The sequence below is a fragment of the Nocardioides pelophilus genome (assembly GCF_014180685.1).
Classification (GTDB): Bacteria; Actinomycetota; Actinomycetes; order Propionibacteriales; family Nocardioidaceae; genus Nocardioides; species Nocardioides pelophilus.
The window spans coordinates 1-22,635 of the sequence record NZ_JACEHF010000028.1; the positions used below are offsets into that span (position 1 = coordinate 1).

The 22,635-nt window shown below is 66.9% G+C and carries 24 protein-coding genes and 1 other annotated feature; of the genes, 13 read left to right on the plus strand and 11 right to left on the minus strand.

The window, feature by feature from the left end; genetic code table 11:
- The 5 genes from H0488_RS07720 to H0488_RS24620 all read left to right on the plus strand — a co-directional run.
- The coding region (locus H0488_RS07720) for an NADH-ubiquinone oxidoreductase-F iron-sulfur binding region domain-containing protein (RefSeq protein WP_220794313.1) at positions 1-693 on the plus strand (693 nt) is incomplete at its 5' end.
- 1 nt (position 694) lies between these two features.
- The gene (locus tag H0488_RS07725; RefSeq protein ID WP_183098710.1) at positions 695-895 is read left to right on the plus strand and encodes a ferredoxin; all 201 of its coding nucleotides are present in this window, start codon (positions 695-697) and stop codon (positions 893-895) included.
- A 102-nt stretch (positions 896-997) separates the two neighbouring features.
- Entirely contained in the window at positions 998-1,753 is a 756-nt protein-coding gene (gene trhA / locus H0488_RS07730) for a PAQR family membrane homeostasis protein TrhA (RefSeq protein ID WP_183098711.1), read from the plus strand.
- Positions 1,754-1,822: 69 nt separating this feature from the next.
- Positions 1,823-2,170, plus strand: a complete 348-nt coding sequence (locus tag H0488_RS07735) for a group II truncated hemoglobin (protein ID WP_246371611.1) — start codon at positions 1,823-1,825, stop codon at positions 2,168-2,170.
- Positions 2,170-2,292 carry a hypothetical protein gene (locus tag H0488_RS24620; protein WP_281369556.1) on the plus strand — a complete coding sequence of 41 codons (123 nt, stop codon included), beginning with the start codon at positions 2,170-2,172 and terminating at the stop codon, positions 2,290-2,292. Before H0488_RS07735 ends, H0488_RS24620 begins: the two co-directional genes overlap by 1 nt.
- Here the strand turns inward: H0488_RS24620 and H0488_RS07740 are convergent.
- Genes H0488_RS07740 through H0488_RS07750 form a run of 3 tightly spaced genes read right to left on the minus strand, consistent with a single transcriptional unit; the run spans position 2,289 to position 5,516 of the window.
- A complete protein-coding gene (locus H0488_RS07740) occupies positions 2,289-2,885 on the minus strand; it encodes a TetR/AcrR family transcriptional regulator (RefSeq protein WP_183098712.1) in 597 nt (198 codons plus the stop codon). The genes H0488_RS24620 and H0488_RS07740 overlap by 4 nt on opposite strands.
- Positions 2,886-2,889: 4 nt before the next feature.
- The gene (locus tag H0488_RS07745; RefSeq protein WP_183098713.1) at positions 2,890-4,005 is read right to left on the minus strand and encodes a hypothetical protein; all 1,116 of its coding nucleotides are present in this window, start codon (positions 4,003-4,005) and stop codon (positions 2,890-2,892) included.
- Entirely contained in the window at positions 4,002-5,516 is a 1,515-nt protein-coding gene (locus H0488_RS07750; RefSeq protein WP_183098714.1) for an NAD(P)/FAD-dependent oxidoreductase, read from the minus strand. Before H0488_RS07750 ends, H0488_RS07745 begins: the two co-directional genes overlap by 4 nt.
- Positions 5,517-5,630: 114 nt before the next feature.
- Here H0488_RS07750 and H0488_RS07755 point away from each other — a divergent pair, with 114 nt between their 5' ends.
- Both H0488_RS07755 and H0488_RS24975 read left to right on the plus strand, forming a co-directional pair.
- Positions 5,631-6,242 (plus strand): TetR/AcrR family transcriptional regulator, encoded by a 612-nt coding sequence (locus H0488_RS07755; RefSeq protein WP_220794315.1) that lies wholly within the window; start codon positions 5,631-5,633, stop codon positions 6,240-6,242.
- Positions 6,239-8,056: an alpha/beta fold hydrolase gene (locus H0488_RS24975; RefSeq protein WP_183098715.1), complete on the plus strand. Its 1,818-nt coding sequence runs from the start codon at positions 6,239-6,241 to the stop codon at positions 8,054-8,056. The genes H0488_RS07755 and H0488_RS24975 overlap by 4 nt, the downstream gene beginning before the upstream one ends.
- Here the strand turns inward: H0488_RS24975 and H0488_RS07765 are convergent.
- The 3 genes from H0488_RS07765 to H0488_RS07775 form a co-directional block, all read right to left on the minus strand.
- Positions 8,001-9,230, minus strand: coding sequence for an amidohydrolase (locus H0488_RS07765; RefSeq protein WP_183098716.1), 1,230 nt, complete (start codon positions 9,228-9,230; stop codon positions 8,001-8,003). The genes H0488_RS24975 and H0488_RS07765 overlap by 56 nt on opposite strands.
- A gap of 327 nt (positions 9,231-9,557) precedes the next feature.
- Positions 9,558-10,889 (minus strand): DEAD/DEAH box helicase, encoded by a 1,332-nt coding sequence (locus H0488_RS07770; protein WP_183098717.1) that lies wholly within the window; start codon positions 10,887-10,889, stop codon positions 9,558-9,560.
- 746 nt (positions 10,890-11,635) lie between these two features.
- Entirely contained in the window at positions 11,636-12,187 is a 552-nt protein-coding gene (locus tag H0488_RS07775) for a hypothetical protein (RefSeq protein WP_183098718.1), read from the minus strand.
- A 101-nt stretch (positions 12,188-12,288) separates the two neighbouring features.
- On the opposite strand from H0488_RS07775, the gene H0488_RS07780 reads away from it, so the two are divergent.
- Positions 12,289-13,086: a DUF6994 family protein gene (locus H0488_RS07780; RefSeq protein WP_183098719.1), complete on the plus strand. Its 798-nt coding sequence runs from the start codon at positions 12,289-12,291 to the stop codon at positions 13,084-13,086.
- A complete protein-coding gene (locus tag H0488_RS07785) occupies positions 13,083-13,412 on the plus strand; it encodes a hypothetical protein (protein ID WP_220794316.1) in 330 nt (109 codons plus the stop codon). Before H0488_RS07780 ends, H0488_RS07785 begins: the two co-directional genes overlap by 4 nt.
- Before the next feature lie 69 nt (positions 13,413-13,481).
- Here the strand turns inward: H0488_RS07785 and H0488_RS07790 are convergent, their stop codons facing one another.
- Together H0488_RS07790 and H0488_RS07795 are read right to left on the minus strand one after the other, a co-directional pair.
- Positions 13,482-14,258 (minus strand): uracil-DNA glycosylase family protein, encoded by a 777-nt coding sequence (locus H0488_RS07790; protein WP_183098721.1) that lies wholly within the window; start codon positions 14,256-14,258, stop codon positions 13,482-13,484.
- Positions 14,259-14,602: 344 nt separating this feature from the next.
- Positions 14,603-15,274: a hypothetical protein gene (locus H0488_RS07795; protein WP_183098722.1), complete on the minus strand. Its 672-nt coding sequence runs from the start codon at positions 15,272-15,274 to the stop codon at positions 14,603-14,605.
- 386 nt (positions 15,275-15,660) lie between these two features.
- Between H0488_RS07795 and H0488_RS07800 the strand changes: the two genes are divergently transcribed.
- Both H0488_RS07800 and H0488_RS07805 read left to right on the plus strand, forming a co-directional pair.
- A protein-coding gene (locus tag H0488_RS07800) for an IS3 family transposase (RefSeq protein WP_183098723.1) occupies positions 15,661-16,901 on the plus strand; the annotation gives its coding sequence in 2 pieces (ribosomal slippage) (positions 15,661-15,943 and positions 15,943-16,901; 1,242 coding nt in all).
- Positions 15,942-16,070 (plus strand) — a sequence feature (AL1L pseudoknot). Its footprint overlaps the gene before it by 129 nt.
- A 247-nt stretch (positions 16,902-17,148) precedes the next feature.
- Positions 17,149-17,967 (plus strand): FlgD immunoglobulin-like domain containing protein, encoded by an 819-nt coding sequence (locus H0488_RS07805; protein ID WP_183098724.1) that lies wholly within the window; start codon positions 17,149-17,151, stop codon positions 17,965-17,967.
- 49 nt (positions 17,968-18,016) lie between these two features.
- Here H0488_RS07805 and H0488_RS07810 read toward each other — a convergent pair whose 3' ends face one another.
- Positions 18,017-18,601 carry a hypothetical protein gene (locus H0488_RS07810; RefSeq protein WP_183098725.1) on the minus strand — a complete coding sequence of 195 codons (585 nt, stop codon included), beginning with the start codon at positions 18,599-18,601 and terminating at the stop codon, positions 18,017-18,019.
- Between the two features lie 306 nt (positions 18,602-18,907).
- Here H0488_RS07810 and H0488_RS25240 point away from each other — a divergent pair, with 306 nt between their 5' ends.
- Complete coding sequence (locus H0488_RS25240) at positions 18,908-19,579, plus strand: DUF6308 family protein (protein WP_220794317.1); 672 nt, start codon at positions 18,908-18,910, stop codon at positions 19,577-19,579.
- A gap of 208 nt (positions 19,580-19,787) precedes the next feature.
- Here the strand turns inward: H0488_RS25240 and H0488_RS23625 are convergent, their stop codons facing one another.
- Positions 19,788-20,225 carry a hypothetical protein gene (locus tag H0488_RS23625; RefSeq protein ID WP_220794318.1) on the minus strand — a complete coding sequence of 146 codons (438 nt, stop codon included), beginning with the start codon at positions 20,223-20,225 and terminating at the stop codon, positions 19,788-19,790.
- A 376-nt stretch (positions 20,226-20,601) separates the two neighbouring features.
- On the opposite strand from H0488_RS23625, the gene H0488_RS07825 reads away from it, so the two are divergent.
- The gene (locus tag H0488_RS07825) at positions 20,602-21,411 is read left to right on the plus strand and encodes an Ltp family lipoprotein (RefSeq protein ID WP_220794319.1); all 810 of its coding nucleotides are present in this window, start codon (positions 20,602-20,604) and stop codon (positions 21,409-21,411) included.
- Positions 21,412-21,909: 498 nt separating this feature from the next.
- Here the strand turns inward: H0488_RS07825 and H0488_RS07830 are convergent, their stop codons facing one another.
- On the minus strand, positions 21,910-22,503 hold the full coding sequence (locus H0488_RS07830) for a hypothetical protein (protein WP_183098728.1): 594 nt from the start codon (positions 22,501-22,503) through the stop codon (positions 21,910-21,912).
- Between the last annotated feature and the right edge of the window lie 132 nt (positions 22,504-22,635).

The following is a 22,635-nucleotide window of genomic DNA, read 5'->3' on the forward strand; positions in this document are numbered from 1 at the left end:
CCGAACCGTCCGGTCACGTCCTGGCAGCCGGAGGCGGTCCGCGGGCACCGCGGGCGTCCGACGTTGCTGTCGAACGGCGAGACGTTCGCCCAGCTCGCACTGATCGTGCTGCACGGGGTGGACGACTACCTGGCCCGCGGCACCGCGGACGAGCCGGGCAGCACCCTGCTGACCGTGCTCGACGGTCTCGGGCGCCGGGTGGTCGAGGTCGACTTCGGCACGCCGTGGGAGACGGTGCTGGCGCCCGAGGACCTCGACCGCCCGGTGTTGCTCGGCGGCTACCACGGGACCTGGGCGGCGCCCGGTGGGCTGCGCGCCCGGACCGTCTCGCGGACCGGGCTCGCCGACGAGGGACTGACCCTCGGGGCCGGGGTCGTCCTGGTGCCGGACGGATGTCCGCTCACGTTCGCCGGCGCGATCACGTCGTACCTCGCCTCGCAGACAGCGGGCCGCTGCGGCCCGTGCCGCAACGGCCTCCCCGCGCTCGCGCAGTCGCTGGAGCGGGTGACCACGGGCTTCGGTGGACTGGCCGAGACGGAGCGCCTGTGCGGACTGGTCGAGGGACGCGGCGCGTGCGCCCACCCCGACGGCACCGCCCGGATGGTCCGCTCGGCGCTCACCCGGTTCGCCGACGAGGTCGAGCGGCACGGCCGCGGCGGCTGCTCGTACCGGTCCGACGGGTGGGGCGGCTGAGATGGCGAACCACCGACTGCGCGTGGACTGGCCCGCCTGCCAGGCCCGGGGGCTGTGCTTCGAGCTGCTTCCCGAGGCGATCGAGCTGGACGACTGGGGCTTCCCGGTGATCACGGGCGAGATCACCCCGGAGCTCGCGGCGGCGGCGCGGGCGGCGGTTCGGGGCTGTCCCCGGATGGCGCTGCGACTGCTGCCGGCGTGACCGCCGCTCAGGTACGACGCCGCACTCGTTGCGCGGAGAGGTTCAGCTCGGGCCGTCCCACGCCGAAATAGAGAGCGAGGGGACCAGGGAAGGGAGCCGCGCATGTCAGAGCACACTGCCGATCGTGCGCCGGCCGTCCTGCTGGGCCGCGGCTGGATCCCCGACGGCCTCGACCGCCTCGAGGGCCTGGGCGAAGCGGTGTTCGACGCTGCAGCCGACGTCATGGCTGCGCTGCGGCCACGGATGCGGGGCTGGGTCCACGCCGGGCTGACGCCGGCCGTCGTGATCTGCGGGCTGCTGCTCGTGCGGGTCGCCGAGGCCGGTCCCGAGCGGATCGCCACCGCCGTCTTCGCGGGGTCCTCGCTGCTGCTGTTCGCCGTGTCCGCGCTCTACAACCTGCATCCGTGGACGGGGTCCCTCGGCGTGTGGCTGCAGCGGTTCGACCACGCGAACATCTACGTCCTCATCGCCGGGTCCTACACGCCGTTCGCGGTGCTGCTGCTGTCCGGTGCGGCGGCGGTGGGCATGGTGGTCCTCGCCTGGTCAGGCGCGATCGTGGGAGCGGCGTTCCGGCTGGGGTTCCCGCACGCACCGCGCTGGGCGACGACCGGTTCCTACCTGGCGCTCGGGTGGGTGGGGATCGTCTTCAGCCCGCAGCTCGTGGGGGCGGGCAGCCCGACCGCGCTCGCGCTGCTGGCCGCGGGCGGCCTGCTCTACTCCGCCGGTGCGGTCGTCTACGCGCGCCAGCGCCCGGACCCGTGGCCGCGGTGGTTCGGGTTCCACGAGGTGTTCCACTGCTTCACGGTGCTCGGCTTCGCCGCTCACTGCGCCGGCGTCTACCTGCTGCACACCACGTGATCCCCGAGCCGCGTTGGTCGGAGCGCGGGCGTCGGTCCCACGTGGCACGCTGTCAGCGTGACGGCGACGATGTACGACGAGCTCGGCGGACTCCCGACCCTGCGGCGGCTCAGCACCGCCTTCTACGCGCGGGTCCTCGCCGACGAGGTCCTGGCGCCGGTGTTCGCCGGCTTCGACCTGCGCCACGTCGAGCGGGTGGCGGTCTGGCTGGGCGAGGTGTTCGGAGGACCCGCCGACTTCACCGCGACCCTCGGCGGCCACCCGTCGCTGCTGCGCAGCCACCTGGGGCTCGGCATCCGTGACGAGCACCGCGTCCGGTGGCTCGAGCTGATGGGCGCGGCGATCGACGACGTGCTTCCCGGCACCCCGCTCCGCTCCACGCTGATGGCCTACNCACCCCGCTCCGCTCCACGCTGATGGCCTACTTCGAGTGGGGCACAGCCATCGCCCAGGAGGTCTCGCAGCAGCCACCGGGTGCCGATCTCGGCGATCCCGGACCCACGCCGCGCTGGGGCCGCGACGGCTTGGTCGTCGACTAGGCCTGCAGAGCCGGACCGAGCCAGCGTCGTACCAGCGCGCGCAGCTCGTCCTCGGACCGCGGCGGTTCCGCGGGGTGCTGCAGGAACGACACGAACAGGCGCATCAGGATCTCGGCGAGGCCGTCGAGCTCCTCGTCGGCGACGCCGATCTCCGACCAGTCGACCGGGACCCGCCGGAGGATGCCGCCCCCGACCTCCACCGCCATCGACGAGGTGACGTCGCGGCTGAAGACCTCCGTCTCGCCGGCCTGGAAGAGCGCCCCGATGTGGCGCTCGTGAGGGATCGCCTGGACGGCGTAGACGACCGACTCGATCGCGACGTCGGACGGCGTGGTGAAGGTGGAGAGGTGGCGCTGCATCCGGTCGACGAAGTCCTCGAGGCCGGTCTGCGCGACGGCGCCGAGGAGCTCGGCGAGGTTCGCGTAGTAGCGGTAGACGGTCTGCCGGGTGACTCCGAGCTCGCTCGCGACGTCGGACAGCGTGGTCTTCGCCGGCCCGAACTTCTCGACGCAGGTCAGCGCCGCCGCCACGATCCGCTGCCGCGCCTCGTCCTCGGTGCGCGGCGGGTTGCCCTGCCAGCCGTGGTGGCCCATCCGCTCAGCCCACCGCCACGGGACTACGACGGCGCCCCGTGTGGAGCACGCCCAGCACGGCTGCGGCGCCGACGAAGCAGGCGATCGTGTAGAGCCCGCTGCCGACCGGGGTGCCGTCGCTGGTGATGCCGTTCTCGGCGTCGAGGAACGCGGGGAGCGCGGCCAGCCACAGCGCTGCCATCGCGGCCAGGTAGACGGCGGGATAGATCCGCGCGAACGCCGTCATCGGCTCGGGCGGCTCGGCGCCACGACGCCGGACGGTGCTGACGAGGATCCAGGCACCGGCCAGCCACACCAGGCCGAGCTCGACCCCGAGCACCCAGGCCTGTGCGGTGATGTCGGGGGTCTCGCCGCCGAAGATCCCGGAGGGGATGCCGAACAGCGCCATCGACGGCGGGGTCAGTACGCCGGCGACGGCGATCCGCCAGGTGAGCGACCAGCCACGCCGCGGCTCCTCGCCGTCCTTGGTCCCGACCAGCTTGATCGCGAGGTAGGTCATCACGCCGAAGGACACCGAGGCGAACAGCAGCATGCTGGTCATCGGCACCGACGCCAGGGCCGGGTGGTTGACCTGGACATTGGCGTCGTTCCAGCCCCACCACTTCAGCTGGGGGCCGAGCTGGTCGAAGATCTCGTAGAAGACCTGGCAGACGAAGGCCACCAGGATCGATCCCACCAGGGCGCCGCGGTGCTTGAACACCCCCATCACCCGGACCACCTCGTAGACGAGCTGGCTGAGCGCCGGGTAGATCGCGATGATGTAGAGCGGCAGTCGGTCGAACATGAACTGCACCGTGAAGATGTTGTGGGCGAAGATGAAGCCGTACTGCTCGTCCAGGCCGAACCACTCCGGGAAGTACAACGGCGGCTCGGTCACGAACAGGTAGATCAGCGACGCGCACCAGATCGCGATGTTGACCGGATCACCCGCGCGCAGCCGTCGTACGGCGTGCACCAGCGCCCACACCGCCCCGGCGATGATGACCAGCTCGAGCACCGGCATCGTCCCGTTGGCGAGGTCGAACGGGTTGTGCACCGACATCACCGGGCTCACGTCGTGGCAGTCGAACCCGAGGTCCCGGGTGACCTGCTCGGCGGCTTCCTCGCACGTGGTGCTCATCGGTGTCCTGCCATCTCGGTCTGCTCGTCACGGGCGCCCGGGGTCCAGTCGGTGCCCGGAGGGTCCTGTCGGGCATCGAAACCGAACGGCACCGTGTGGCGGCCGAGCAGTGAGCGCACCTTGAACCGCAGCAGCCCGCCCAGCACCCGCGGGCTCCTCATCATGTCGGCCAGCGACTCGTCGAGGTTGAAGACGCGCGCGAAGTGCTCGTCGACGACCGCGTCCTCGCGGGCCGCGCCGGTGATCAGGTTGAACGCCGGCCAGGTCATCGAGGCGAGGATCCTCCGCTGCCACGACGGCAGGGTCTCCGTGCCGGTGGCGCACTCGTAGCCGCGATCGCGGGCCATCGCCATGCCCCACGGCACCTTGAGCCCCTTGCGCTGCTCGGCGAGGAACCGCTGGAAGAACGACTGGTCGAGCGGCCGGCCGGACTCGTCGGCGGCCTGCAGGTGCGAGCGCAGGATCAGCGCCGAGCCGGCGGCGGCGCTGATGCCCTGGGCGTAGAACGGGTTGAACGCGCAGATCGCGTCGCCGATGAAGACGATGCCCGACGGCACCTGAGGGAGCTGGTCGTAGCGCCGCCACTTGTTGCCCGTCGATCGGGTCAGGTGCACCTCCGAGGTCGGCTCGCACGCCGCCATCGCCGCGGCGAACAGCGGGGCGCGGACGCGCTCGGCCGACGCCACGAAGTCCTCCGTCGTGCGCGGCATGTCGATGCCCCACGAGCCCATGCACGCGATCGTGCGACCGCCCTCGATGGGGAAGAAGTTGACCAGGAACTCGTGCTCGGGCGGGTGGTCGCCCTTGTCCTGCGTCGGCATGATCACCAGGTGCTGCCACCACCACGAGGACGGTCGGTCCTCGGGCGCGGGGAGGTCGTACCACCGCGAGGTGTAGGTGACCTTGGCGTCGAGCGTCTGCACCGGCGTCTCCGGCCACCCGGCCGCCACCAGCCAGTCCGAGACCGACGAGCCCCGGCCGAGCGCGTCGACCACCAGGTCGGCGGCGATCCGCTCCTCGCCGCCGCTCGCGGTCGAGACGGTGACGCCGGTGACCCGGCCCCTGCTGGTGCCGCCGTCGGCCGTCTCGATCCCGCTCACCGACACGCCTTCGCGGATGACCACGTTGCTCAGCTCGCGCACCTTGTCGCGGAGCACCCGCTCGATCAGGATGCGTGAGCTGTAGACCATCGTCATCGACGACTGCTTGCGCGAGGCCCAACCGGCGCCCTCGAGGTAGGCCGCATCCATCGACGGCATCAGGTGGAGGCCGCCGGCGGCGATCAGGTCGTCCTCGAAGCCGGGGAAGAGGTCGCTGATCGCGCGCCGCCCGGAGTTGAGCAGGAAGTGCGGGTGCTTGCTCTGCGGTACGCCGCGGCGGTGCTCGGCGTCGGCCGGCAGCTCGTCCCGCTCGAGCACCAGCACCTCGTCGAAGTGGGGCGCCAGCGCCCCGGCGGCGCACAGGCCCGCCATGCTCCCGCCGAGTACGACGGCGGTTCGGCCCAGGCTCATGCGATCTCCCATTCATTCATACAAAGTCTGGATGAATGTATGGTCACGCCGGTTCGCTGTCAACGGTGCGGCAGCCGCCTCGCAATTCTAGGTAGACTGGTCTATTCTGGATCCATGACGTCATTGAGAAAGGGCGAGGCGACCCAGCAGCGGATGGTCGCGTCGATGCTGGAGCTGATCCAGTCCCACGGCTACGCCGGCACCGGTCTGAACGCCGTGCTCGCTCACTCCGGGGCGCCCAAGGGCTCCCTCTACTTCCACTTCCCGGAGGGCAAGGAGCAGCTCGGCGAGCGCGCTGTCGGCCTGGCCGCCGACCACTTCGAGAGCATGATCGTCGCGGTGCTCGACTCGGCGGGGCCGAAGCAGTCCGCCGGCAAGGTCGCGGAGTCCATGGTCGCGCTCCTCTCGGAGTTCCTCGAGACCAACGACTTCGAGGTCGGCTGCCCGGTCTCGGTCGTGGCGCTGGAGATGGGGGGCGAGAGCGACCGGCTGCGCACCGCGTGCGAGCAGGCCTATGACCGGTGGATCGCGCCGGTGGCGGAGTTCCTGGTTGCGCGCGGCCACGAGCGACGGGCGGCGCAGAGCACGGCCTCGGCGGTGATCAGTCTGGTGGAGGGCGCGATGATCGTCGCTCGCACCCGCCGCGACGTACAGCCGTTGCGCGACGCGGCCCGCACGCTGCGCACGCTGCTCGATCTGCCCCCGGCGACCAAGGGCCGCAAGTGAGCGCCGAGCGCCACGCTCTCGTCTTCGGGGCGTCGGGGTTCATCGGACGGTGGCTGGCACGCGAGCTTCTCTCCCAGGGCGTCCGGGTGACGATCGCGGTCCGCAGCGAGACGTCGGGCGACCAGGTGGATGTCTGGCTCCGCGAGCACGGCCATGCCGCGGGCGCACGCCGGGTGCTCGTCGACTTCGATGCGGACGACCTCGGTCTGCCCTCCGACGCGCCGGCCCTGGCCGGCGTCACCGAGATCCACAACCTCGCGGGAGCGTTCCGGTTCGGGATGTCCGGTGCCGAGGCCTATCGGGGCAACGTCGTGACGGCGCGGCGGATCGTCGGCCTGGCCGCCCGCCTCGTAGGCGGTCCCCGGCTGGTCCACGTCTCCGGCTACCGCGTCGGCAGCCTCGGCGATCTCCCGTCGATATCGGGGCCCGCCGACGCGGCGTACGACCGGCTCGGTGCCTACGAGGCCTCGAAGATCGAGGCCGACCGCGTCGTACAGGCTGACGCGGCGGCGACGGGAGTGCCGTTGACCATCGTGAACCCGTCGACGGTGTCGGGGGAGAGCGCGACAGGCGAGTCGGAGCAGCTCATCGGGATGGCCGCCAACCTGCGGGACCTCTGGCGTGGGAAGCTCCCCGCGATCCCCGGCAGCGCCGACACGTTCGTGCCCGTCGTGACCGTCGATCACCTGGCGAGGTTCATGGCGCTGGTGCCGACCGTTCCAGAGGCTGCCGGTCGCTCCTACTGGGTGCTCGACGACCGCACGCCGGTGCTGTCGGACCTGATCACCGAGGTCGGGCGGCACTACCAGGTGGCCGTGCCCAGGATCCGGGTGCCGGTCGGGCTGGTGCGGCGGCTGCCGACTGCGGTGACGAAGGCCGACCCCGAGACCCTCAGCTTCCTGTCCTCGGAGCGCTACCCCGTGGCGGAGGCCGAGGCGCTCGCTGCGGCGCACGGGCTACGACAGCCCGACACGATGCCGGCGCTGCTGCGCTGGGCCGACCACCTGGCCGCGCACCGGTTCGGAGGGGTCGCGCCGGGTGCGGACCGGCGCGGGTTCACGTCGTACGACGGCGTGCGGACGTTCACGATCGGCGACCCGGACGCGGACACCCTGGTGCTGCCCGGGCTCCCGGTCAACGCCGACACGTGGGCGCGCACCGCGGCAGGGCTGGGGGAGCCGGCGCTGGTGCTGGACCTGCCCGGATTGGGTCTCAGCTCCGGCGACGAGGCGGGGTGGGATGACTGGCTCGTCGCCGTGGCCGCCGGGCGTCGGGGACTCCACCTGGTCGGGCACTCGATCGGTGCGGCGGTCGCCGTACGGTTCGCAGCGGCGCATCCCGAGCAGGTGGCGCGGCTGACCCTGGTCGCGCCGGCCTTCCTCCAGCCAGCGCCGGGCCCGCGGTCCCGGCTGGTGCCGCTGACTGCCGCCTTCCTGCGCTTCGCCTCGCCGTCGCGCCTGGCGCGGATGCTGCTCGACGACGAGGCGCTGGCACGAGCACTCGCGTCGAGTGTCGAGGACCTGCGCCGCAGGGGCCGCGCCCGCCGGGTCGCGCGGCTGATCGCGCGGGGTGCGCGTCGTACGGCGCGGGCCGCGTTGCGCGAGCAGTTGACCGCCTATCCGGGCGAGGTGCACCTGATCGAGGGCGAGTACGACCCGCTCGACCGTGGCCTGCTCGATGGGCGGTGGGCGGTCACCACGGTCGCCGGTGCGGGGCACTACCCACAGCTCACCCATGCCGACGACCTGGCCTCCGCCATCAGCTCAGCGGCAGCCAGGCGTGAGCAGCTCGAACCAGAGCTTCGACTCCGGTAGCAAGAGTGGGCGTGACCACCGGGAGGTACGACGGCGAGTGGTTGCTCGGGATCGACCGGACGACCTCGCGCAGCTCGTCCTCGGTGGTGGCGCCGGCGAAGGCGTCGGGCGCCGCGCCACCGAGCAGCCAGAACACGCAGGGCGCCCCTGACTCGGTGGCGAGGACTCCGACGTCCTCGCTGCCGGTGACGACGCCCGGGTCGATCACCAGCCAGTCGGTGAACGCCCCCAGGGTGCGCGCGGTCGCGTCTGGGTCGTTGACCACGACCGGGAAGTGGTCGGTGTGCTCGATCTCCGGCGGGCGCGGGGCGCCGGACGCCTCGGCCTCGGCGTTGACGATCCGGTGGATCGCGGCCAGCGTGCGCTCACGAACGGCCGGCTCGAAGCTGCGCACGTTGACCCGCAGCTCCGCCCGGTCGGGGATGACGTTGCCCGCGGACCCGGCGTGGACCATGCCGACCGTGACCACCGCCGTCTCGGTGCCCGCGGTCTCGCGGGAGACGATCGTCTGCAGCCGCAGGATGGTGGCCGCGGCCATCACGATGGGGTCGACCGTGGTCTCTGGCCGCGACCCGTGGCCACCCGACCCGTGCAGGGTGACCGTCAGCGAGTCGCTCGCCGCCATGGCCGGGCCGGCGTGCAGCCCGAGCAGCCCGGCGGGGATCGGCGCGACGTGCTGCCCCAGCACCACGTCGGGCTTGCCGAACCGGTCGAACAGACCGTCCTCGACCATCGCCCGGGCGCCCGCCCCGAGCTCCTCGGCCGGCTGGAAGACGAGCATCAGGCGGCCGGCGTACCCGTCTCGTTCCGATGCGAGCCGCGCGGCCGCACCGAGCAGGCAGGTGACGTGGACGTCGTGTCCGCACGCGTGCATCACCGGCACGTCGTTGCCCTCCCGGTCCACTCCGCGCGCGCGACTCGCATAGTCGGCCTCCGTCTGCTCGAGCACGGGGAGGCCGTCCATGTCTGCGCGCAGCAGAGCCGTCGGCCCGGGACCGTTGTCCAACACCGCGACCACGCCCGTCCCCCCGATCCCGGAGGTGACCTCATATCGCCACGATGCGAGCCGCTCGGCGACGATCCCCGCGGTCCGCCGCTCCTGGAAGCCGAGCTCGGGATGGGCGTGGAGGTCGCGGTAGATGACGATCAGGTCGGACTCGGAGAGGGCGGGCATTGATCAAGAATAGACCGAATGCCATATTCAGGGAACCGGTGCGGCTTAGGTACGCAACTGCAGTGCCGGGTGCGTCGATCCTGCGAGGAGTCTCTAGTAGCCCACTTTGACGCCCCGACGGCGCCAAGGTCGACGGCAATCAGCGACCCGCCACCAACGGCCTCACAAGCCGAGTCACCCCTGAACCACACGCCCACTGCACTCCGTGATCCGACGGGCGACCTCTCGCCCACCCGCGCACGAGGCCAGAAGGATTGCTCCAGCCTCCGACTATTGCGACGGAAAGGGGGGCTCCAAGGCGTCGGCTGGGCTCGGGGCTGGCGAGTCCTAACTCGCCAGGAATGTCATGATGTCCGAGATCGAGCGTCGCGACCCGAAAATCTCAGATGCCGCTGCGACGTCCCAAGCGATCTCGACAAAACTTTCGTGGGCTCCTCGTGCCGGATCCTCCATGGTGCCCTCCGCATACAGGATCAGCAGTCGAGCGTGGCTGCCGTTGGCCTTGACGCGTAGCACGCGGCCCATCCGCTGAATCATCTGACGCCGGCTGCTGCTCGCTGAAAGCACGATGCCCAGGTCTGCGTCCGGAACATCGACGCCTTCGTCCAGCACGCGTGGTGCCGCGATCACTGACTTGTGCCCGTCGCGAAAGGCAGTGAGGATCTCCTCCCGCTCGTCAGACTTCATCCCACTGATGATGAACGCGGCACCACGGCCAACGTCGCTGAACGCACTCGCTGCGTTTCGAGCGGCCTGCTTGGTCTGGGTGAAGACCAAGGTGCCGCCGGCATCTCCAACAAGCGGTCTGAGTGACTCGAGAAGCTGCCACTTGGTCTGCGTCTCAGCGACGATTTTGCGGGTCTTGGTGAAGTTGTGGAGGAACTTGATCGCTTGGGCGTGCGCTTCCCCTGGGTTCGTTCGCCACTTGCCATCCGCCGCGAGCGTGACGTCCTTCATGAACTCCGCGAACGGTTCTTTGCGCAGACCGAAATCCTCGACGAGCGCCCTCCTAGCCTTGCCGGACCTGCTCGACGCCTCGTCGTAGTCCTCCTGTTCCTGCCGAGTGAGCGCAACCCCGACGAACGCCAACTTGAACGGCGCGACGATTCCGTCGGAGATTGCCCTGTCGTAGGCGATGTCGTAGACGGGCGCTCTGCCGAAGTAGGCGGCCAAACGGGAGTCCCCGTCATCTCCTCGCTCGTACGTCGCGCTGAGCCCGAGCCGACCTGTGTAGACGGTGCGCAGGCTCGTCATCCACTTCTCGGCGCCGTACCGGTGGCATTCGTCGGCGACGAGCAGTCCCCTACGCACCGGCGCGAGCCGTTCAAGACTCTGGATCGTCGAGACCACGACGTCGTGGTGGTCAAAGCTCGCAAAGTTGCCGTCACCGAGCAGACCTACGTGCGCCGAGGGCAAGCCTTTGCTCAACTGACCGCGCCACTGATTGAGCAGCGTGGTCGTCGGCACCACGACTACGACCTTCCCGCCCTGCGCGAGCTCGCCACACGCAGCCTCGATGCCGACCTGAGTCTTGCCCGTCCCGGTCACCGCTTGAACCACGCCGACACGTCCGGACTTCTCCCAGGCTCGGAGCGCCTCCTCCTGCCACGCGCGCAACGTCTTGCCGGTGCGCGCGAAGCGATGGAACTCGTTTGTCATGACCTTCGACCTCTGAGGTCTGGCCGGTCGCTCTCCAAGGCTGGAGGCTGAGGTGTGCCCGGACCTGCGCAGGATGTCGGCAATGGCACGCTCAGGGGAGAGGGTGCGGTCAAGCTCATGCCAGCGCTCTCGTACGACGAGTTGGTAGATACCGCGCGATCTGGCAATCCCCGCGACGGAACGATTCCAGCTGGTGGATGTCACGACAGTCCCCCGATCTCCTCCGCCGTCCATGCGGATTATTCCAACTCCTGCTGCCGTGGCACCGCGGAACAGCCAAGATTCTGGAACGCGGCGACCCAACACTGAGAGACGGGTGCTGGCGGTCCGCATCGCGGGTCGCGCGCACAGGGTCATGGTGGAAGGGAGGCTCAGTCAGACAGACTGGTCATGCCCGAATCCTCCAGTTCGAGGACCCCCAGGTGCTAACTCGTTGACCCTGTCGCTCCTGACAAACGGCCCGATCTCGGACCGTCAACCCCGTGGGGCAATTGTTGCGTCGGCCCCCGCAGTCAGACTTCCCTCATGGACGACAACTGGTTGGAGGATCCTCTCGATCCGCTCAACCCTCTCCACCCGTACTTCTGGGCCGCCTGGGTCTGTCCGAACTGCGCACAAGACGGGGACACCGACGACATGGACAACGGCAACAGGTGCCCCAACTGCGGAGCAAAGGTTGAACGCATCCCCTAATGGGACGTCGCTGAGGAGGCTCTGCGTACTCGCGAGCACGCAAGTCACGGACCTCAAAGCGAGTCAATCGAAAACAGGAGGTCACCGAGGTCCACAAACGCGTTGCGGGCATCCGCAAGTCGATAGCTTCGCAGGGTCTGGTCGACGCTATCGGCGCGCTCTCCAATCCCCTCTGCCAGGATGGAAAGGGCGAGGTCTGCGAGTTGTTGTGGCGGGGGGGTTGCGAGCCGTAAGCCCTGAAGTCGTTCGAATGAGCGTTCCAACTGCTGCTTAACCCTGTCGCTAACGTCGTTCCTATCGAAGGACACGATCACCTCTAGCCCACCAAAGGCTGCGTTGAAGTCTAGGTTTTCCAGTCTCACGCCTCGCAAGAAGTTGGTCGCTATGCGCTCGGAGAGCTCTACCTCCTCGGCACTCAGCGGCAGGGCACTGCTGCCCCGCCTCAGCGCTGCCGACCAGAGCAACTCCCGCACGCCAACAAACCGATCGGCCGCAGTCGTATAGGGGACAAGTGGCTTCGGCCTTCCATCACCGACTGCCATTCCCAACGGACTGCTCGCATCAAGGTACATGTCGAAGTGCCCGACCCACTCCTCGGCGACCATCCAACAACTCTAGTCGTGGCCGATCCTCCGCACGGACCAGTCCATGATCAGGCTCCTTCGGAGACCAACATTTGTCGGAGGTATGCACCACACTCGATCGCATGACGGTAGATCCTCCTTGGCTGAAAGCTGACGGCAACCTGCGCTGCTTCGCCTGCGAGACTGCGTCTACGTACCCTGGCCGGGACAACGATCCCGATGCGTACAGCAGTCAACTGCGGGAGTCGCACCAAATGCTGTGGACCAAGCGGCTTCCAGACGGACAGTCTCTGGAGTTCTCGGCTCGGTTGTGGTCCGACTACCTGCGGGTGACCTCGCTCCCCGGCGACTGGACTGTGGGCAGCGACATCATCGCCACCATCCATGCAAAAGCCTTGCCGGTCGACTCGCAAGGGCTCCGTGGTTTCGCGAACGGGCACGTATGCGAGTTCTGCACGATCGGCGGCTACATCGTTTTCCCCAACCAGATCGCACAGCAGGTGCCACCGCAGCCAAACCCGGCCGTTCGGCGCTGGTCGATCAATCAGGCTCGGGGCATGGACGGACGGATCTCGGACCGGTTCGACCTCACCCTCGAGGCCATCAGACTCCTGTACGAGGGCATCGTTGATCTCAATGAGAACCCGATCGGCGACGTTCTCGAGGCGTACCGATGGTGGTTCGACCTGTTCGGTCAGGGGGCCGACGGCTTCCGGGCCTACGCCAAGTTCTTCTTCCTCACGCCCATGCTGGATCCCCAAGGTCGAGTGAAGCCATTTGCGCCACTCACCCTGGTATTTGATGACGCTCTCCCGAGGAACGACGCGACCGCCTATGGCGCGTACATGGCCGCACAACGTGACTTCGTCAACAGGCGGAACGAGCTCATTTCGGAGTGGTGGAGCCTCCGGCCCCAGTGACGCCTGTGGACCACGCCAGTTTCATCGCCTCCGTCCGGTGGCAGTTCGCCAAGACAATGCCGGATTGGCCCCACGAATACACGGTGCGCTCCTGGCGACCCGAATTGGACGACGAGTTCACCAGCTTCTGCCAGCTCATCGCCGACACTGGCATCTCGGAGCCATGGCCTCCCCCGCCGAACTCCCCGATCTACAACCATCCCTATCTGGTTGTCGGTCACTACAAGTACTGGACCATGGGACCCTCCGGGGACCGACACCCGCCTGAGGACATGACCGTGATCAACCGAGCCCTGCTTAAGCGTCTGCCTGACGTCAGCAGCTGAAAGCCGGAACTCTCTCTAGCTCACCCGCGTCACATCGCCGCGATCGAGACAATCCCGGATCTGGCGAAGTCAGAACGTGAAGCCCTGACCGGACAGCCAGGCCTGGTGGCGACGTTGCCATACCGTTGGCGTTGCCGGATGAACCAGCGCGATCCACGAGAGCTCGATCCCAGCAAGCGTGACGATCGAAGGCCTGCCGTAGCCATCTTGAGTGAGCTTCCCCGAGACCGCGGCGCCGGCAAAGCTGGCGATCACCCGCGAAGCGGCGTTGCCCAGCGTCACTATCACCCTCGGTCGCGCCGCTGCGATCTGGCGGTTGAGCCTTTCCCGTTGGCTTTCCAGCGCTTCTCGAACGATCTGCGCCTCGCCCGGGTGTGGCTTCAGGTCCGCGTTTCGCAGGCCTGATGTCTTCTTGGCCATCGGCTCGTATGTGTCGTTCAGCCGCGCCGCGGCACCTGTGCTGAGCCGGTACGTCGTCAGACAGTCGGTCACGAAATGGCTGCCTGCCCCAGCGGCGGTGAGCGGATCCAGGATGTTCGAACTAAGCCACGCCCCCGATGGACCGTTGAGTCTCGCGGTGCTCACCTTGCCCCAGGCTGGGTCGAAGTACTGGTCCTCCCACGTCTTGACGCGTTCGTCTGCGTCGGAGCCGTCCCAGAAGACCGCCGGTTCATTGTCAACGGCCAGGGCCGAGACTGGCCCAAGACCCGATGAGCGGGGCGGCACCCACCGAACATGAATCGCGGAGGGGTATGCCCCTAGAACGAAAGCATCACAAGGGTCAGGCTGCCGATCGCCGCAATGCTGAACAGGCGCCCCGAACGGGAACGTGCCGAGATCCGTCATCGTCCGGTCATACATCGTGAATGGCAGCCGCGTCTACCAAAGGCTGGATACGTGTGAGAGGGAACGCTACGCACCGCGACCTGCTTCCTTCCGCCGCGAGACGACGCCAACGGACTCACTCGGACGTCCGACCGGGTCCGCCGGGCAACATCTGCCGATGTGGTCGTACCAAGCGGACACGCGAGGAACGCCAACAGGTACCCAGTCGAGGTACGTCCGAGCGTCTCGGGGTGGTCGAGGAACCGGTCCGGGAGAGCCGAAGAGCAGTTCGACCGTGTCTGGGACGCCTTCTGGTCCGGCGGCATCAGCAACCCGCTCGAGGTGATCGAACAGATTGCCCATCTTCAGTCGGTCGCGTCCTGGAGCGCGATCCGGGCGACACGCACCGCGTCGGAGAGCCGTCGTTGCGGCGGCCAGGTCCATCCGCCGTTGACGCCGGGATAGCGCTGTCGGCTGACTTCGACCTTGACGACGGTCTTGTCGTCGCGGGCGACGACGGCGTATCCGCGGTGCTTGCCGTTGTCGATGCTGCGGAACCGCCACGCGACGCTCTGCACGCCGACCCTGTTCGCAGAGACCCGGGAGCGCCACGTCGTGGAGATCCCGTCACAGTCCTCGCACACCCATTCGGTCACCCGCGGGCAGCGGGCCGGGTAGGTGCCGTTGTTCCGAACAGCCTCCCGTGCTTGCGACCGGGTCGCGTAGTAGAAGATCACGATCGTCGCCCCGGCATAGGTCGAGGCGGAGAACCCTCGTTCGTGCCCCCCGTAGGACCGTTGCCGGGCCTGGGTGAACCTCAGCATCTGCCGGTCCGAACGGCAGCCACGCGGTCGTCCGCCCAGGGTGCCTTCGAACGAACTGGTGTAGTCGTTCCACGCACCGACCCCGTTCAGCTGCGTCTTCACCACGATCTTCGGCGGGAAGTCGGAATCGGGAATGGCGGCCTGCGCGTCCGGCGGGGTCAGCACGGCGCCGGTCAGCGCGGCGGCGGTCAGGAGAGCGAGTCTGCGGAGCATCTCTCGATTGCAACAGAGACGCCCCGTCGGCGCAGGGAAACCCCCGGGTTGCTATCCGGAGCTATTCGAGGACCCAGCGTGCCATTCGGGTGTCGACGACGCCGATACGAGTGAGCGGATGTCGTATCCGATGACACCTCGGCGAACGTCACATCGTTAAGTCGAGCGCGCCTTCTGTGGAGCCGGTCCTGTAGTTGTCGGCGACCTCCGTTCATCTGTCAGAGCCGCCGCTTGTTTTTGCAGTGTCGTGCAAGGCGCGCCTACAGGGACGGATCGGGGCAGCGTTGATGTCGACAGGGGCCGTGGTGCGCCGATTGATCCGACGCGGCACCCCCTGAACCGTCCCGGCATGTCCGGAGAGCTGATTCGTTGGAAGGATCACTCTCATGGCACGACCCAGCAAGTACCCGACCGAGCTGCGTGAGCGAGCTGTCCGGCTCGTGATCGAGGTTCGAGGCGATCACCCGTCGGAGTCTGCGGCGATCAAGTCCGTGGCGAGCAAGCTCGGAATCACCCCTGCTGAGCAGTTGCGCAAGTGGCTACGGCAGGCCGAGATTGATGGCGGTGCCCGGCCGGGCAAGACCACCGAGGAGCTCGCCGAGATCAAGGCGTTGAAGGCCGAGGTCGCCGAGCTGCGTCGCGCGAACGCGATCCTCAAGTCCTCGGCGGCTTTTTTCGCGGCGGAGCTCGACCGCCCCTCCAAGTTCTGATCGACTACGTCTGCCTGCACAAGGACGAGTTCGGGGTCGAGCCGATCTGTCGCGTGCTGTCCAAGCACGGGATCAAGATCGCCCCATCCACCTACTACGAGAACGTGGCCCGCCAGCCGTCGAAGCGTGCGCTGCGTGACGCGGAGATCGTCGAGTTGATCGTGGCCGAACGAGCGCGGCAGAAGCTGCTCGCGCGGTTCGGTGCGCGCAAGATGTGGCTGCACCTACGCTCGAAGGGACACGACGTGGCTCGGTGCACGATCGAGCGGCTCTACACCGAACAAGGCTGGGTCGGTGCACTGCGGCTCAAGAAGGTCCGCACCACGATCCCCGACGAGTCCGCGGACCGGCCGGCCGACCTGGTCGATCGACAGTTCTTCGCCACCCGCCCCAACCAGCTGTGGGTCGCCGACTTCACCTATGTGGCGACCTGGTCCGGCACGGTGTACGTCGCATTCATCTTCGACGTCTTCTCCCGCCGGATCGTCGGCTGGCGAGCAGCAACGCGGATGACCACCGACCTGGTCCTGGACACCCTCGAGCACGCGATCTGGACTCGTCGCCAGGGCGGCGTCGACGACCTGACCGGGCTCATTCATCACACGGATGCGGGCAGCCAGTACGTCAGTTTTGCCTTCACCCAGCGGCTGATCGACGAGGGCGTCGATCCGTCCGTCGGGCCGGTGGGCGATGCCTACGATAGCGCGCTGGCGGAGTCGCAGATCGGGCTCTACAAGGCCGAGCTGATCCGTCCTGAAGGTCCCTGGCGCGGGGTCGAGCACGTCGAACTGGAGACCTTGAACTGGGTCGACTTCTTCAACACCGAACGACCCCACGAAGCCCTCGCCGACCTCACCCCCTGGCCGCCGAGGTACTTTCACTACGCTGCACGAAACGAGCTCAGGCCGACCGGCTGAGCCACCAAATCCAGCCTCCGGACTCGCCGGGACGGTTCACCCACGGCTCCGGCGGTTCGACTGCGCTGTTCGACATCTTCGGCGATCCTGATGAGGTCACCCTCGAGCCTTCGTTCCCGGAGTTCCCGTCATGCGAAACCTGTCGCTCCTAGGGATCGCTTGTGGTCTCGCACTCGCATCGTCCCTCGGCTCCCCAGCGGTCGCCAGCCCCGGTCCTGCGATCCTTTCGCCCGCCGATGGGAGCCTGGTGCCGTTCGGCTATACCGGGCCGATCGTAATTGACGGCCAGCCCGGATATTCCCAACTGTCGGTGACCTGCGACGGCGGCTACGACTGGCACATCGCAGGCACTGGACTTGGCAGTGACGGCTGGGACGAGCTGACCATTCCCCCCATCCACGACTCCGGCGCCTCATGCCAGGTCACGTGGGAGACCGACGACGGGATCCTCGACTCACAGTCCTTTGCCGTTGAGGTCGACCCCATTAGTGTCAGTGTCACCGCGAGCCCATCGACCTTCTACCCGATCGAGCGGGACGGCTACCGCGACACCACTCGAATCCGCTTCCGCTTCACCCACGCCGCAAACCATGTCTCGCTCACCATCAAACGAATCGGCGGCCCGAGAGTCGTTGAACGGACCTTTCATGATCTGGAGGCGGGTACGCACTCCTACCGGTGGGACGGCACCCTCGGTGGAACCACTCGTGCTGCAGCTCCGGGCCAATACAAGGTGATGGTCGACGCGGTCGACGAGCACGATAATGCGGCTCGAGACCGTACCTTCCTCGCCCTGCGGGCGGGGCCGCGGTGCGTGACGCGATCGGAGTTCCGTTCGGTCTACAGGGGGATGGTCAAGCGACGGGTGCACCAGATCTTTGGGACCACGGGAACCTGGGGCGACGGTGCCGCCGGCGGTTACACCCGCCTCTACAAGCAGTGCCGCACCCCCGACCCCGGTCACGCCGTGTGCCAGGTTGTGGTGGAGTACTGGACTCCAAACGTTCCCGACTCCACGAGAGCAATTCTTGGAAGCAAGTCCTGGAACGGGTTCTGCAGCGACTGATGTGAAGCGGTCCGGTCCGAACCGCGGGAGAGCGGAGACCGTAAGCACATCACATCGCGCAACTGAAGGCAGCCGGCGCCAACGCGTCCTGTAACGCCTGTTGGTCGCCTCGGAATGCCGCCACGAGAAGATCGTGAACTCCGCCTTCTCCGAGAGCGTCCGCAACGCAGTCGACGGTCGCCTCGTCGAAGCCACCGGCGGCGTCCCCGCTGTTCATGAGATTCCTGACGAAATCCACGCCGTTGACGCAAGCCAAGGTGGCGTCCGCTGCCGCAGAAGCGTCCACCGGAGAAAAATGCAGACCCCCGGTGGGACTGCCGGGCTCGAGGTCTTCGGTGAGCATTCCCAAGTCCTGGAGTCCTTCGACGCCGAACTGCTCGACGAAGCCTTCGGCGACACAGCTGGCCTGCCCCGCCGTGAAACCGAAACTTCCAGTGCTGTTGGTCTCGAGTATCGACGCGACCGACTCCGCTGCCTTGACCTCGGGATTGGATTCGGACGGCTCAATCGAACCAACCGACTCACCGTCCGATGCGTCGCTCTTCGATGAGCTGTCGTCTGAAGAATCACCACCGCAGCCGTTGAGGCCAACGACGAGGACAAGAACAAGACCGGTGAACCTGCTGCGAACCACCAGAGACCCCCATGTCTCTTGAGTCTGACAAGACTAGACCGGTGTCTCACCTTGGTCCAGATTGTCGCATCTACTGCGAACCGCCCCCGGCTGAGCAATCCACCCACGACAAATGAGAACTGGGGCCCTCAGCGCCGACCTTAGCGGCCACCGAGAGGCTTTCCGCGTAGCCGTCTGGCGATCTGCCCTATGTGATCTGATGCGTTATCCGATCGCTTCGCTAGTGGACCTGCGTCTTTACACCGCATCTGGGAGCAGGCGGCCAATGAAGGGCACAGGAGACAGACGACGGTCCATACTCCATCAATGGCCAGCACTGACCCAGCTGAGGTTCGAGAACGAATCGCTCACTTCGTGGGTGCCCCCCATGCACGCGGCTTAGTCGCGGCGTATTTCAAGCCGTCATCGGGCTTCGCCGGAGCCTTGTTCGACGGACTTGAAAGAGGCGGGCTCTTGACGAGCAACCCTCCAGGTCGGTTCACCACTGACGACATCTCCGCGGCGTCCTTGCTCGATGTTCGGTTCGGACCGATCCCAGTTCGAGCACTCTTGGGCTCACCGGAAATCACCCGGGCCTTGAAGGCCGTGCCCGACAACATCCCGCTCTGGAAGATGGATGATGGAGTCTTCCGAAGGGCCAATCACCTGTGGAACCTTGTCGGTGGCATCGTCGGGGTTGGACCAACGCGCACCAGCAAGCTCCTGGCTCGGAAGCGTCCAGCGTTGGTGCCAATCGAGGATTCGGTCATTCGCGATGCGTTGCTTCTCCACGATGAAACCTGGCGGCCGCTAGCAGAGGCTTTGCAGGACACCCGTCTTCGGCGACAGATTGTCCAACTTCGCCCGAGGAACGTCAGCAAGGCGATCAGCACGCTGCGACTCCTCGACGTTGCCGTGTGGATGTCTTGCAGTCGGAGCAGCGCGGCTGTCAAGGTACAACTGGCAGAAGGAGCCCCGCCGGCTCGGGACCTTCCGTGACCCGAGGGGACCATGAGTCATTTCCGCGAAGGGCGATAGCACGTACGCGCACCATGCGGAACGTTGGCAGTTGCGATCAGGTGAAGGGTGTCCAGCCGAGCCACACTGCCCGCGTGAAGCCAATGCAGCAGCCGAGCGGCGGGCTTGTTGCGGGCCTGGTGGGTCACCGATTAGCCGAGCGAACTGTGCTAGCTGACCGGCATCGGCGTCAGAGGGTCACCCAGCCCTCGCCGTTGAACCAGAACGCGCCAACGTGATTGCGGGCGAACGGGCGCCACTCGTTCTCGATCAGCACGTGCTGCCCATCGGGGCTCATCATGAGCCCGGATGGGAGCGGGGCCATCGGAGCGGCAGGAGTGGGAGCCTGCAACGCCATCGGCTGTTGAACCACCGGCATCATCGGCTGCTGGACCGGCTGCTGGACCGGCAGCCGGACTGGCTGCTGGAGGCGAGCTTGCTTCGCGATTCTCCGGGCTCGGTTGTCGCCGTAGTGTGTGCCGCGCATCATGCCCGACGGGGCGATGCCGTTCGCAGCATTCAACTTCTTCAATTCGCCGAGTTGCGCCTTGGCCAATCGCTGCTTCTTGCTGTTGCCGCTGACCAAACCCAGGCTTCCGACCATCGCTGTCTTGCGAATCAATCCCATTGCGCTGCTCCCATGTCACGTCTTGATGAGGCAGCGTAACGGCCGCCGGCCGGGCGCACGGCTAGATCGGCAAACCTCACCTACGGCCTCGGCCTCCGTCTTTGTGCCGCGCGCGTGGTAGTGCCGACTCGTCGGCCTTCGGCGGCGCGCGGTAGAACGAGTTGCTCTTTCTCAATAACGCAACCAACCAGCGACCCCTGGACGTACGGTCCCGACCAAAGGGCGCTCCGAAGAAACTTGCCAACGGTTCGGCCCTGCAAAGACAACTCGGAGAGTCGCAATGTCGCATCAACCGCCGCCACCGCCACCACCCCCCTCAGGGCCGCAGTTCTATCCGCAATCCCCGTACCCGGTGCCTCCCAAGAAGCAGAGCAAGGTGCTGTGGATCGTTCTCGGCATCGTCGGTGGCGTGATCGTCGTGTGTGGAATCGGGAGCGTCGTCGGCGTGCTGGCCTCCGGCGATCCCGAGGTCAGCAGCACAGAGAAATCGGCTGTCGATCTACCGGAAGCCCAGAGCGAGGTGTCCGAGGACCTGGAGCCGGCCGACACGGACGCGGACGGCGTGGTCGATGCGGAGGACCTCGACCCGAACGACCCCCAGGTCCAGACCGAGGACGACGTCGACACCGACAAGGATCGCGTCCCGGACTACCAGGACTACGACCCCGACGACCGCAAGGTGCAGACCCGAGACGACGTCGACACCGACAAGGACGGGGTGCCCGACTACAAGGACGATTTCCCGAAGAACGCCGCTTACAGCAAGGACACCGACGGCGACAACGTCGCCGATCAGGTCGACGATTTCCCCAAGGACGACCGGTACAGCAAAGACACTGACGGCGATGGGGTCGCGGACTCCAAAGACGACTTCCCGGCCGACCCCAGTCGATCGAGAATCACTTCCGCCATGTACAACGCGATCGACGCTGCTCAGTCGTACCTCGATTACAGCGCGTTCTCGCGCACAGGCTTGATCGGGCAACTGGAGTACGAGGGATACAAGACTGCAGACGCGACCTTCGCGGTCGACTACCTCAAAGTCGACTGGAACAAGCAGGCCGCGAAATCTGCCGAGTCCTACCTGGACTACTCGAGCTTCTCTCGCGACGGTCTGATCCAACAGCTGCAATACGAAGGCTTTACCTACGAGCAGGCGGTGTACGGGGTGAACAAGGTGTACTAGTCATGATCATCCGGTTCAGACGACCGCGGTCCTGAGCGCTTCAGGGTGCAATCGACGCAAAAGGTCGCTCGGTCTCGCTCCGGCTTCTTGTGCTGAGGTGCGGCGGCGACGACGACAGCCATTGGGTTGCGTCATAGCGCCGCGATCAGGTCGCGGCGTCAGACCCGTCGCGACAGCAGGACTAGTCCAATTCTGACCGAACGGAGGAGCCTGCCTCGGTGGCGCTGTGCAGGACACTTACATCGCCCGGAAGTCCGCGGTGCTTCGGAAGGTTCTATCCGTCACCAACCTGACCGACGACGAGCGGCTCCAGACACTCAGGCTCAACGATCCGTCTGCATGACGGGTGTGCAGCACGCGGCGGATCCCCTCGGGCAGAAACCCACCAATGCCGAAGAGGCCCCCGGGAAGCTGCGGTGGTCTCTTCTCATGTTGCGGCGGCGACCGCCGTCACTTTCGTATCTCCATGAACTGCAATTCGCTCGCGGTGCCCGGTCGTCATACTGCGCAGTCGATGAGAGCATCGCCGAGCACCTCGCCGACCTCGGCGATCTCATCGGCGTCGAGGTCCGACTCGTCGTCGTCGGAGATCGCGTTGAGCTGGTCATCATTCAGGGAGGAGTCGAGGACCTTCTCAGCGGCACAGTCGGCCTGGTCCTCGGGGATCCCGGCAGACTCGGTGAGCTGTTCGGAGATGTCGTCAGCGCTCGGCGCGCTGCTCCTCCCCTCATCGCCGACGGCATAGATGTTGCCGATATCGATGCCATAGTCCTCGTTACACCTATCCTGAACGTCCTCCCAAGCCGAGACCGCGGCTAGACCGCTTGCGAAGTCGGATTCGTTGGAGTCACCCAGGGCGATCAGGTCCCGGATCGAACCGCTTGTCTCGTCCTTGATCTCGCTGCTGCTGTAGTCCTTGAACCAGTCAGGGCTCGAGTTGGCATCGTCGTCTCGGGCAAAGCGGTGGCAAGCGATAGTGTTCGCTTCGTCCTCCGAAAGTCGGGTCTGGTCCCAGGCCACGACGCCTGCGGCGACAAAAACAGTGACCACGGCAACGGCTGACGCCGCGAGGATCTTCGTACGGGTGTCCATCGGCCCCCCTTCTGGTGCCGGAGTATCGCACGTCCGGCTTCACCAGAGCCGTCAAAGTCCAACAGCGGCGACTTCCCAGGATTACCTTGGATCCGTGAAACGGACCTCGCTCCGGTTGGCAGTTGCCGCGAC